Annotated in this window: 10 protein-coding genes; 3 read left to right on the forward strand and 7 right to left on the reverse strand. The window is 39.1% G+C overall.

Going from position 1 to position 12,938, the window contains the following annotated elements; translation table 11 throughout:
• The first annotated feature begins 40 nt into the window (after positions 1-40).
• From HFD85_RS03955 to HFD85_RS03965, 3 genes are all read left to right on the forward strand, one after another.
• Positions 41-484 (forward strand): hypothetical protein, encoded by a 444-nt coding sequence (locus tag HFD85_RS03955; RefSeq protein WP_167605300.1) that lies wholly within the window; start codon positions 41-43, stop codon positions 482-484.
• Positions 485-565: 81 nt separating this feature from the next.
• The gene (locus HFD85_RS03960; RefSeq protein ID WP_240925006.1) at positions 566-871 is read left to right on the forward strand and encodes a PadR family transcriptional regulator; all 306 of its coding nucleotides are present in this window, start codon (positions 566-568) and stop codon (positions 869-871) included.
• A gap of 44 nt (positions 872-915) precedes the next feature.
• A complete protein-coding gene (locus HFD85_RS03965) occupies positions 916-1,545 on the forward strand; it encodes a PspC domain-containing protein (RefSeq protein WP_167605302.1) in 630 nt (209 codons plus the stop codon).
• A gap of 345 nt (positions 1,546-1,890) precedes the next feature.
• On the opposite strand, the gene HFD85_RS03970 is transcribed toward HFD85_RS03965, so the two are convergent.
• The 7 genes from HFD85_RS03970 to HFD85_RS04000 form a co-directional block, all read right to left on the reverse strand.
• Positions 1,891-2,571 (reverse strand): hypothetical protein, encoded by a 681-nt coding sequence (locus HFD85_RS03970; RefSeq protein ID WP_167605303.1) that lies wholly within the window; start codon positions 2,569-2,571, stop codon positions 1,891-1,893.
• Positions 2,572-2,722: 151 nt separating this feature from the next.
• A complete protein-coding gene (locus HFD85_RS03975) occupies positions 2,723-5,092 on the reverse strand; it encodes a TonB-dependent receptor (RefSeq protein ID WP_167605304.1) in 2,370 nt (789 codons plus the stop codon).
• A gap of 52 nt (positions 5,093-5,144) precedes the next feature.
• Positions 5,145-5,873: a head GIN domain-containing protein gene (locus HFD85_RS03980; RefSeq protein WP_167605305.1), complete on the reverse strand. Its 729-nt coding sequence runs from the start codon at positions 5,871-5,873 to the stop codon at positions 5,145-5,147.
• A gap of 229 nt (positions 5,874-6,102) precedes the next feature.
• Complete coding sequence (locus HFD85_RS03985; protein WP_167605306.1) at positions 6,103-7,293, reverse strand: DUF418 domain-containing protein; 1,191 nt, start codon at positions 7,291-7,293, stop codon at positions 6,103-6,105.
• Positions 7,294-7,510: 217 nt separating this feature from the next.
• Complete coding sequence (locus tag HFD85_RS03990; protein WP_167605307.1) at positions 7,511-8,629, reverse strand: helix-turn-helix domain-containing protein; 1,119 nt, start codon at positions 8,627-8,629, stop codon at positions 7,511-7,513.
• 209 nt (positions 8,630-8,838) lie between these two features.
• Positions 8,839-9,564: a GIN domain-containing protein gene (locus HFD85_RS03995; RefSeq protein WP_167605308.1), complete on the reverse strand. Its 726-nt coding sequence runs from the start codon at positions 9,562-9,564 to the stop codon at positions 8,839-8,841.
• A 33-nt stretch (positions 9,565-9,597) separates the two neighbouring features.
• A complete protein-coding gene (locus HFD85_RS04000) occupies positions 9,598-12,801 on the reverse strand; it encodes a carboxypeptidase-like regulatory domain-containing protein (protein ID WP_167605309.1) in 3,204 nt (1,067 codons plus the stop codon).
• Between the last annotated feature and the right edge of the window lie 137 nt (positions 12,802-12,938).

Genomic DNA, 12,938 nt, shown 5'->3' on the forward strand with positions numbered 1-12,938 from the left:
TTCGAAAACAATACAACAAAAGACAACAGGAGGATAAGTCATGAAAACAAAAAACAATGTTCAGAAAGCAACTACAAAATTATTCGCATTAGGATTAATTTTAGTCGTTCTGGGTTTAAATGTAAATGCTCAGAAATTAGGAAAATCATTGCCGGAAACTGTCGGTTTTAAGCAATTAGCCCTTGCAATGGTTGATAACCCTATCGAACCCAAATCATCATCAACCAGGACTGAAGTTGATGCTTCAAATTTCGTTGTGGAAACTGAAGAAGCATTGGAACTGGAAGATTGGATGACAGATGAAGTCAGGTTTGATGTCTATTCACAATATTCTCTAACAGAACAGGAAGAAGCACTGGAACTGGAAGACTGGATGATTGATGAATCTACTTTTAAGATTTGGTCTTTTCAGTTAACTGTAGAAACTGAATCGCGATTGGAATTGGAAGACTGGATGACTTCTGACGAACTATGGAATCGCTAGTTCCAATTGAAATCGTAAAAAAAGAAAATTATAACCATTTAAAAGTCAGAAATAATGAAATTAGAGAATACAAAAGCACAAATGAGAAAAGGGGTATTGGAATACTGTATCTTACTTATTTGTAGAGAAGAACCGGTGTATGCAGTTAACGTTATTAAAGGTTTACGGGATGCCAATATGATAGTGGTTGAGGGTACTATTTATCCCTTACTAACCCGATTAAAGAATGACGGATTATTATCCTACCGTTGGGAAGAGTCTACCCAGGGACCACCCCGGAAATACTACGAACTGACCGCCAGAGGCAGAGATTTTTTAAGTGAGCTGGAAGGTTCGTGGGGTGAATTAGTTAACGCCGTTAGAAGAGTTAAAGCAAAAAGAGCATAATAATAAGAATCAGTAAAAAAGTAATTACTTAAAAATCGATAAAAATGAAAAAGACATTGACAATAAACATAAGCGGCAGCGTATTTCATATTGAAGAAGACGCATATGAGGCACTGCAGAAATACATGGTAATCCTGAAAAATTATTTTGGGAAAGATGATGAAGGCACAGAAATTTTCGCTGACATTGAAGCGAGAATTGCGGAAATTTTTACAGAAAAAATGGATAAGAAAAATCAGGCAGTTACGCTTGAATGGGTAGAGGAGTTAATAGAAACCCTGGGCACTCCTGAGAATTTCACGGAAGAGGTTGGAGAGGAAGAGCCATTGGCAGGACAGAATCAGAGAAAAAGAAAACTTTACCGTGATCCTGAACAAACAGTTATTGCAGGAGTATGTGGCGGACTGGCCGCTTATTTTGATATGGACCCGGTAGTTATAAGATTAATTGTTGTGTTACTTGTTTTCCTAACATCAGGAGCGGGTTTATTGGTTTATATCATTCTTTGGATAATTGTACCCAAGGCCGTAAGCACAGCACAACGGCTCGAAATGAAAGGCGAAGAGGTTACTGTAAAAAACATCGAGAAATTTTTGAAAGATGAGGTGGATGCCGTAAAAGAGAGTTATAAAAAAATAAGGAAATCCCGTTTTTTTTCAAAAAAGAAATCGTAGAAGGAAAAGCTTTTAAGGAAGCTTTTGGATCGGTTTAATATTTGAATTGTTTAAATAAGTTGGACCAAAAAATAAGCTGCTTAACAACTGAAATAATTGTTACAGGTAAACAATTCATTGCTTTGCATCATTTTTAAAAATAGAGCACTAAAGAAGGAGATCATATTTGATCTCCTTATTTTATTTCCGAATTTCTTAAGATCCTTCGTATGCTGCGCCAAACTATATTAGTTGTTGTGACGCACAACCAGCAAGATGTTCGCCTTATGCATAAATGTACGCTAATACTGAGTGTAATACAGGATATGATATTCTGGATAAATCAATTAAAAGCTAAAAGTTATTTTAGGACGGCAGCGGACTTCCAACGGGGATGTCACATCGGTGCCCCGGCTGGCCGTGTGGCGGATTTAATTTGGGGTTATTACTTGCGGTAGCCGGCAGTGGATCTCCAACCGGTATATCACAGCGATGCCCCGGTTGACCATGAGGTGGATTTTTCACAAGGGCCTGACCGGAGGAATTAATCGGTTTCGACGGAGTAAAAGTTTTAAGATTCTCAATGGTTGGGCCAACTTGGCCGGTAGAAGGTTTTATTGTGGTATTTGCAGTATTTGCCGCAGGAATAACAGGTGTTATTGAAGCACTTTTTTCGGGCTGTGTTGCATTTGCTGACGGTGAATTTAGTGGTGCACCTACTGCAATATCGCATCTGTGACCGGGTTCGCCGTGTGGTGGATTTAATTTTACCTGCTCATCTGTTGTTGTTGTTGTTGTTGTTGTTGTTGTTGCTTTCTGAGGTTCTTCAACGTCGAGGTTTGCTATCGCAGTTTCAGTATTCTGATTTTCTATACTGGTTGGATCATTCATTTCCTGAAGCAGGCTCGGAGTTGATTCAAGGACTGCCGTTTCGTTTTGAACGTTGTCCTTATTTGCAGTTCCGCACGCTGCCAGCGTAAAAAGAATGATTATAACAGCTAACACTCGGGAAGAAACTATTTTAAATCGAATGTTGTGTTGTTTCATAGCAGAAAATTTAGTTGTAAAATCGTTTTGTGAACTTATTTAAATAAAAGCATTACGATTGAAACACATATCTTTTCTAATAAGTTCAAAAAGACCTTCTAATTTGAAGCTCTCAATTGCATATTGATTTTTGGGAACCTATATAGTTTTATCAGAACTCAATCCTGTAATTCAGGATCGGGATCAATCCATTCATATAGCTTTTTTCAACTTTCCCGGTTTCCGGACTGTAGTATTCATCCCAAACGTTTAAACGGCCGCTTACATTTTGAACGTCGAGTGAAACGATCCACGACCAGGAAGGTTTGTTTTTCCGGTAGCTGATTCCACAGTCAACACGGAAATAGTCGGGTGCTTTCGTTTCAAAAGCACGTGAATAATCCCGGACTTCGCGGTTTTGAGCGAGTGATGCATCCAGATCAAGCGGGGTGGTGCGGTAACCGCCTCTCCACATGGTTCTCAGGTTTAATCCAAGTATGTTTTGTTTGTTTTTACCCACTTCAAACTCTTTTCCACCAACCACATTAAAAATGTATTTACTGTTAAACGCGGTGTTTCGCTCAACTCCATCGGGCATGGTGTATTTCGATTCGAAAAGCGAGGCAGTTGTAAGCATATACCAGTTGTTGGAGAAGAACTTTTCAAGTGTCAGTTCTAATCCGTAATTTCTCCCGGTTCCCTGGTTGGTAAGTTTCTCGTTGGTAAAACCGCTGCTAAAGTTAAGGGAACTTACCGTATTTGTTGAGTCTTTCGGATCAACCGGGACATCATACAGATGCTGGTAGTACACTTCTGCTTTTATTCGGAAATCGCGTGCAAAATTCCAGTTGTACCCCATAACCACGTGAGCAGCTTTCGTGATTTTTAAGTCCTTATTTGGTTGAATGGTGCTGCCATCGCTTAATTCTCTTTCTGCCAGATAGATTGAAATGGGTTCAATTTTACTGTGCAGACCGGCACCAAAATTAACACGTTGTTGCTTATTTATATCCCAACGGATTCCTAAACGAGGTTCGATACTATAATCCTTGTTCAATGCCAGAAAAGTGTAATGAAGGCCTGAATTGATATCAACTTTTTCATTCAAGCGATATTTCCATTGAACGTACGATTCAAAAACCTGGGTACTTCCCTTACTTTTTACTTGTTGTTCCAGATTACCGGTATCAAAATTCAAACTTGAAGCATCGAGATTATAGCCCCGGTTATGGAAAATGAAACCACCCATAAGAACATGTTGTGCATTAAATTTGTGATTAATGAATGAATTAAAACTAAGTGTGTTGTAGGTGAAATTTTCATCTTCTGTGGTTGCCGGTTTTAGATCGTAATTCAACGAATCAACCGTAATATCATCTTTTGTATGCGAATACGCAGCCACTGTTTTGATATAGGTTTTTGAATTGGGGAAAAGATAATTATGGGTTATCCCAGCAATTCCAAGTTGATGATTTTCCGTGTCCCGAAAGCGATCAGAACGGTACATCCATTGCGAAGTGTCCTGAACAACAGTGGAACCAGCTGAACTAATTCCTCCCAGTCCCCAAACAGAGAAGTATCCTGCTTTTTTTGTAGGGATATAAAATTTATACGACAGATCCTGCCATTCGGGAATAATGTCGCCACCGCTGATATCAATGCCAACTTTGCTTAAAAGTTTTAAGGTTGAATAACGGTAGTTGAACAGGTAGGAAGCTTCACTTCCTTTTTTCAGCGGGCCTTCGAGCGCCGCCTGTGCTCCCAGCACACCCAGTTGAAAGGCATATTCATGTTTTTCGTAGTTGCCGTTTCGCAGTTTTAGGTCGAACACCCCCGAAAGTGCATTCCCGTACTCTGCAGGGAAAGCTCCGGTGAAAAAATCAGAATTGGCTAAAACCTGGGTGCTAAGTGCCGAAACACCACCTCCCGAGCCTCCTTCTCCATTTGTAAAATGGTTCGGATTCGGAATTTCGATTCCTTCCATACGCCACAGCATTCCGCGCGGAGAGTTTCCACGGATAACCAGTTCGTTGTTTTCGTCGTCGGCTGATGAAACGCCTGCAAAAGATTGTGCCGTTCTTCCCGGATCGTTTATACCGGCTGCAATCCTCGAAGTTGATTCCACAGTGATTTGAGTGGCACTAATAGTTGCCATTTGGTTGATCGGTTCACTTTTATCGTCGTACGCATAAACTGTAACTTCGTCCAAATCGGCAACCGATTCTTTCATCTCAATGTTTAAAACCACCTCACGACCCGAGCCAACCATAATTTCATTCAAAGTAACATCCTCATAACCGAGGAATGATACTTTAAAACTCTGTCTTCCTACAGGTACTTTTTCAATTTTGAAATTTCCGTTTCCATCTGAAGCCGCACCCTTCATAGTGTTCCCGCCTGTTAGCAGAACAATGTTGGCACCGGGCAACGGACCTTTTGTATCAGCATCAGTTATTTTTCCTTTTACGGTTTGAGTTAACCCCTGTGCAAACATAAACGCCGGTAGAGTGCATATCAATATGGTTAATAGTATTGTTTTCATAGCTTTTTGTTTCTTTGTTCGTTTGAGTTTCTGTTTTCTGTTGCTTTGGTTTCTAATTTATTTTGATGATTTCCGAGGCGTCCTTCAGGTTTTGATATTCGATAACACCGTTTCCTTTGTAATAAACTTTTGAAGCACCTCTGGCAGTAACATCCAGTTTTTGCTCAACTGTTAACGAGATTTTAGATCCTCCATCCAGATCGGCCTTTAAGTTGTTGCATATAAAACTAAATCCTGACATTTCACATGCTCCTGTCGCATCGATGTGGAAGTTGGTACACAAACCATCGACTTCCATTTTTGAGGCTCCTTCTATTTGTGCAGTTAATGTTTCTGTATCAAGCGATCCTTTAAGCCGGCTGGCTCCTGTCAATTCAATTTCAACCTGATCGATAAGTAAGGCATCGCGAAATTCAACAGATGCGGCACCCTCTGCCATAACTTTTGAAAGGGAGGTGGTTGTAATGTAAACGTTTAAAACCGGTGCACCGCTAATGTTGGTGTTTTTCTTTAATCCAACCGATAGACGGTCGCCCGTTTGATTCATTTCGATAAATGAATGTAAGTTTTCGTTGGCCTCAACCTGAACAGACTCCTCTGTTTCTGAAAAATTGACATACACATGGAAGACGTCGGAAATGGCTAACTGGCTGACGCCTGACGCGGAGAAATCGGTAGTGGTGACTTTCGCTGATGGAATTACATCGAAATGATCCTTTTCGCAAGAGGTAAATAAAACTCCTACTGCTAAAATTGCTGCTAAAAATACTTTTGTTTTCATGACTTTAATTTTTAATTGTTTCTAATGGTATTGTTTAAGTATCCTGTTTTAAGTTTTTAATCTATTTGTCAAATTTGAGGTATTAAAAGCCTGTATTCGACCGACTGCATAAAATCGAACTGTTTACTCACCGGAAAATTGGTTCGAGTGAATTTTTTATTATGTCCGACTTTGTTGTAAATGTCAGATCTTGTGCTGTTTAATGCAGGTGTTATTGTTTTGGTTAAATTCATCTTGAAAGCGTTTGTTTGTTTTGTTTGGCCATTCTGTAGCTGTATTTTTTCCAGATGAATTCGATAGGTCCCTGGTGAAATCGCTGCAAATACAAATGGGTAATAAAGGTTTGGAACGCATAAAATGCAATGGCAAGCATCCACGATTGAAAATTTGTGAGCTTTCCGAAAAGGTTAAAGAGGTTGAAGCAATTATAGAATACAAAAACGTAAAGAGATGATTGTAAAATATAATTGCTTAAAGCTGTCCGTCCAACCGGATTGAAAAGCTGCAATACTTTTCTGATTGATCTGTTCTGATAGATTTGTAGGAACGCTGAAATGTAAAAAAGGCTTTGCAGAATCATTCCTGCTACAAGTACAAACGGTAGCCAGAATAATTCAAGTTCTAATTTGCCTGCCACTACTTGATAATAAAGATAGCTTGAAGCCAATCCGAACGTCATGCCCAACGTTATAAACCAGGTTGAGGTGTTTTTGAATTTTTCAGGGCATTTAAAGAAATCAATTTTTGCAAGGATAAATCCAATCAACATATTACCAAAAGTGAAGGCAACGGTCAATGGCATATCCCGATAGAAATTGGTCCAGGGATCGAATAAAAAATTCAGTTTCAGATACCTGAGAAAAGATGTTGTAAGGGGTAATTCCTTTGCCAGTTCAAAATCGAAATTGTGTGTCGACCAGCCAAACGAAGTCAACCCGATGTAAATTGCCCCGGTAAAGACAACATTCAACACCACTGCCAGAACAAACAGCTTTTTAACCGATGTATTCCGCAGCAGTAAAAGAAAGAGGCCGCCTGCTGCATACGTTCTAATTATATCGCCATTCCATATGAGGAAAGCGTGTAAGCTGCCTATTCCAAACAGCAACAGCATTCGAAAGGCAAAATATTTACCGAAGGCTACATTTTTCTCTGCAGCTCGTTGCATTTGAATGTAAAATCCAAATCCGAACAATATGGAAAATATGGTGATGAATTTTTTATCGATTAAAAAATGAAATAGAAAGGTCATGAGTGAATCCAGTTCACCGGTTACAGGCGAGTTAGTTTGATAAGGGATATTTGCAATTATTATCCCTAACAGGGCAAATCCGCGTAAACCATCAACCGATTCAATTCGGCTCTCTTGAGTGCTCCGTTTCAGTTTCGAAATTTGTATTTCCTGTTTCTGATTCATCATTAAATCATTTTCGTGTTGAAAAATCGTTAATGCAAATGTCAAGAATGTCAGTGTGTTATAAAAGTTTTACATGTCGCGGATCCTGAATTCAGAACACGCATTCTCAGAAAATGCAGAATTCAGGACAAAAGTGAAATTGATATGTAGAAATCAGGACAACGATGAATTGTGGCTGTAGAAATCAGGACATCGAAAAAAGAAAGAAAGGAAGAAAATTTTAGTTGCTTCTGAAATTTCCGGGTGTCTTTCCGGTTTTCTTTTTAAAAGCGATATACATTGCTGAACGGGATTTGAATCCGGAATCCAAACCGATCCCTTCAATCGACAGATGATCGTTATTTTTATCGTTCAGGATTTCAAGAGCCTTTTCAACCCGGTAATTGTTTACCCATTCGTTAAAGTTGTATCCAAAATTCTTGTTAATGCAGGTTGAAATGGTTCGGGCTGAAACGTGAATTTCTTTTGCAAAATCATGAATCGATAAATCCTGGTTTAAATAATATTGTCCGGTTTCCATCGAGTTTTTAACCGATTCGCAAATTGTATTTGATGATTTGGATTTGTCTTCTTCCGGATCTTTTCGAGTATGATTTTCTTTGGTTTCAGCTCTCTGGTAAAATAAATCCTGCTGTGTAAATGCTTTAAAACTTACAATATAAATAATGATGGATACAGCTCCCCAGATTACCACAACAATGTCAGATTGACCAACTCCTCCGATAAGAATCCGGATTAATTCGATTCCCCATAAAACTACAACAGGAACAAAAATCAATACAAATTGCCACAGCCAGTTAATGTCGAGAAGTGTTATATCAGAATACTCGTTTTTTACAATATTCCGGTATTTAATTGTTTCAACAATAGCAATTGAAACTGCCGAAACAGTAAGTAAATAGGCGTAATATTGTATTGCCATAAAGTATTTGTCGACTGTGTCGAATTCAATAAAACTATAAATGGATTTCCCGTTCACAAAAAATATTCCCAGGTTGACGAAAGTAATGGCAACAACGATAAAAGCCAGAATATAATGGATTCGAATAAATAGTTTATAAGATGATGCCCGTTGCAATTTAACCAGAACATAATGCAGGAAAAGTATTGGAAATAAGAGTTTTACTTCGGGAAGCGTAAAGTATCGACTAACTGAGTAGCCGCCAATTTGGTCGAATGGTAAAAGGTCGGTAGCAGCTCCAAGGATGAATATTATAAGAAAGAGTCCTAACAGCGTATTGGAGAAGCTTTTATGTCTCCTTGAAAAGATGAAAACAAATCCAAGCAGAACTCCTTGAAGTACAGCTGCCCAAATTAAAGTTGTGAAAACGATTTCCATTCAATGTCCGCTTAAATTATTTTTCGTTAAGACCACAATGTATTACTAATTGTTCAAAGTGGCAATCTTCTTTTTTTTGGTGCATTAAATATCGGGCAAATCGGATTTCGGATATCTGAAAAACAATGGCAAACTGACTTAAGGCAATAATAAAATAGGTTCTCAAAAGAACCTATTTTAATTGTGTTTCTGATTTCTGAATAGTTGTTCTAATCTGCTTTTATGATCTCTGAGGCATTTTTAAGGTTTTGATTTTCAACGATACCATTTCCTTTGTAATAAACTTTTGATGCTCCCCGTGCATCTACTTTTAGTGATTGCTGAACTGTTAACGACACTTTACATCCACCTTCAAGTTTGGCATCAAGGTTATTGGTTGAAAAATTAAATCCTGTCATTTCAGAAGCGCCGGTAGCGTCAATTGAAGAGTTGCCCGAAAAACCGGTTAGATCGAGTTTGGAAGCACCTTCGATTTGAGCTGTCAGGAAATCAGTATTAATGCTTCCTGATAGTTTGCTGGCTCCTTTAAGTTCGATTTCAAAATCAACATTTTCCAGCTGATTTTCCAGCATAATAGTAACTAAACCTTCACCCTTAATTTTGTCAAGTGAATTTGTTTTTACATAAAGGTTAAGTACTGGTTCGCCAATTATATTCGTGTCTTCCAGCTCAACTTTTAATCTTCCATTGTCATTATCGATTTCAATTAAAGAATGAAGATTATCATCTGCTTCAATATATGCCGATTCTTCGGTATCAGAAAAACTTACATACACGTTGAACAGGCTTGAAACATCAACGAAATTGATTCCACTTATTGGAATTGATTTGGTAGTTACATTACCTGAAGGGGTAACATCATATTCATTTTTTTCACATGAAGAAAAAAGAATACCTAATACTAAAATTGCTGATAAAAATTTAATTGTTTTCATGACTCTAATTTTTAATTGTTTATAAATGTTTGTTTAAAACTCAATCTTATAACTAAGATTTGGGATAACAAGCCCGTCGTATTTGGTGTCAATTTGGTTTGTTTTCAGGTTGTAGAAATCGTTTGAATATTCTTCGCTACCATTGGCATTGAGTACCTGCAATGACCACACCGATGAGTATTTTGCTTTGTTTTTTCGATACGATAGGGTAAATGATACTACCGGCAAATCATCATGTTTTTGACTAAATGCGATGTTACCGTTTGTTTCGCCATAAACCACATCGTGCTGTTGCAACGAGGCATCCATATCAATTGGTTCAATGCGGTTTCCTCCCAGGTAATTTAGCCTCACATTGGCACTCAAAATGTTGTTTTTAGCGGTTTGCCATTCTTTCCCGGCCATCAGGTTAAAAACGTAGTTTCGATTAAAACGGGTGTTTCGTTCAATACCATCGGCTGCTGTGTATTTCGAATCGAAAACCGAAGCAGTTAGCATGTAGTAATATCCGCGGCTTAAAAATTTCTCAAGCGTAAAATCAATACCCACATTTCGTCCTTTTCCTTTGCTAACCAGCACTTCGTTAAAGAAAAGTGTGTTGTTATTATTCAAAGTTGAAATATAACCGTCGGGGCTTACCGGAACATCCTTTAATTGCTGGAAGTAAGGTTCAATTCGTAGATGAAGGTTGTCGGCAAGTTTTGCCTGGTAAGAAAATACATAATGGGCAGATTTCATAAAGTCGAGATCTTTGTTGGGTGTGCTGCCGTTGGCCGAAACAAAATATACAGGCAACTGTTCCAGGCGGCTGTGAATTCCATAGGCCAATCCCAGGCTATGTTTGTTGTTGATGTTGTACTTTAATCCAATTCGCGGTTCAATCGAAAAATTATCATTTAGCAATAAATATTGGGCGTTAACACCGGCATTCAGGACAAGGCTTTGAGACAGGTTAATTTTTGATTGTGTATAGAATTGAACAAAGTCGGTGCTGCCGGTTTGGTTAGCTATTTGAGTAGGATTTTCTCCTTCGGCAAGCGATTCTGCCACATCAATATCAAAAGAAAGATGACTGTACCGAACGCCGGTTTTATTACTGTGTGTTTCGTTAAAACGTTTGGTAAAATCGCTTTGAACCGTAATTTGGCTGGTGGTGTTTTGGGCTTTCGATTGTGGATGAGGCTGCAGGTTAAAGTCCAAACGCTGCTCTTCAAACTCTAATCCGCTTCCTGAATACGATACGGTCGTTTTCAGGAATGCATTGCCGGGCAGGTTTATTTTATGCGAAAGGGCGGTTGCAAACATATAAATTGATGTTTCCGAGTTGTCGCGGTCGAAGTCTGATTCCCAATCAATGCTATCGGCAGCGTCCATATTTACGCCATCGATTGTGCCAATCCCCCAAAGCGTAAATGTTCCGCTGTTTTTAGTTGGGAAGTTGGTTTTAAAAGACAAATCCTGGTACCGTAAAACTCCTGCATCATCGGGTAAAAGCGGGGCTAAAAGTGCCATGGTTGAATTGCGGTAGTTGACAATATAAGTAGCATCCGTACCTTTTTTGAAAGGCCCTTGTGCCATTGCGCCAACACCTAAAATTCCGGCTTCGAAAGCATATTGCCGTTTGTTGCGGTTTCCTTCCCGTAATTTTATATCGAAAACTCCCGATGAGGCATTTCCGTATTCAGCCGGAAAAGCACCGGTGTAAAAATCGCTGTTTGCCATCATTTGGTTACTGATGGCCGACATTAATCCCCCGCCGGCAATGGTAAGGTTGGCAAAGTGGTTGGGATTGGGTACCTCCACGCCGTCGATACGCCACAACAAACCGTCGGGATTGTTTCCGCGAACCGAAATGCCATTGTCGCTTATCGAAGGATTCGCCACACCGGCAAACGATGCAGTCAAACGTGCCGGATCATCCAATCCACCTGCATAACGTTGCGTTTCTTCCACTGTAAACTGTCGGCTGCTTAAAGTTGCCATGCTGTTTAGCGGTGTTGATTTGTTCACCCGAACCACAACTTCATCAAGTTCAGCATTGCTTTGTTGCATCCCGATAGTCAGGTTAATCTCCTGCCCCGAACTCACCAATAGTTCCTTCATTTCGTAGGTGTCGTAACCAACCATTGAAATGCTTAGGATTTGGCGCCCAACCGGCACGTTTTTTAGAATGAAATTCCCTTCTGTATCTGAAACAGTACCGATTAACGGTTCGCTTCCTTTGACAACAATACTTGCAAAAGGTAACGTTTCGTTTGTGATGTCATCAAACACTTTCCCATTAATGGTTTGCGTAACATTCTGTGCCGACAAACTTCCGGTTGATTCAACTAAAAGCAATCCCAGAAACATAAAGGCGACGATCAATTTCGAAGTCCTGTTTACCCATACTGTTCTGCTTATTGAACTTGCAGTTTTTATTTCTTTCGAGAAGAAAAATGATTTGTCGTTCACCACAATATAAAGTGCAAACAGAATTAATAGACCCGTTTGAATAACCTTGCTCATGGGGTGGGCGGCAAATATTTCGTTAAAAAAACCGGCTGCGATGTGAAATATGACGGGCAAAATGATATTTCGGTTGGCTTTGTAGTAAATCCAGTTCATAATAAGTACAAAGGGGAAAAGACTTACTATAAAATTGAGCGAATAAATCCAACCTGCCTCAACCAGATTACTGTGGTAATAATCTTTAATACCACTGAGTGGTACATGCCATATTCCCCAGAATAAAGCGAATAATAATGATGTTGTAAATAGATTGAAACGAACCCGCAAAGAATCAGTCCCATACGAATGCCAGGCCAATTCTTCCAGTAGCGGTGCAACAATTAGCATCACCCAAACAGGGAAAACGCCCGATGTAAACGAAAAAGATTTTGCGAATTGAAACTGGTCTATACTGTATCCAAACATTAGCGATACAGCTTGAGCAAGCAAAATGCTAAATGGCATTAATAATAGAGTAAGTACGATGTAGGTTGAGCGGATTTCTTTAAAATTAAAAATCCTTCGGCTTAAATCGTAGGCCAGGTTTTTATTTTGACTGGCCATAAAGAGTGTAATCAAAACCGGAGCCAGTAAGCCTAAAAATGCAATTATGCTGGCCAGTGATTGTGGTGCTGAACCATTGTTTTCGATGTGACTTATATGGCCTGCCAGAATCCATAATATCCATGGAATTAGTGTTGCCAGACCATAAAATAAAGCTGTTTTGTTGTAAATCCTGGTGTTCATAATTTCGCGTTTTAAAATTGTTTCTGAGGCAAAGATTTATCAAAAACAAAGGCGCATCGCCCAAACGTGAAAGGCTGAACTTTTTTGAGGTACAAACATACAGGAGTGTACCCTAAATAGGTTGTGAATGAGCGTTT

The sequence above is a fragment of the Maribellus sediminis genome (genome assembly GCF_011799805.1).
Classification (GTDB): domain Bacteria; phylum Bacteroidota; class Bacteroidia; order Bacteroidales; family Prolixibacteraceae; genus Draconibacterium; species Draconibacterium sediminis_A.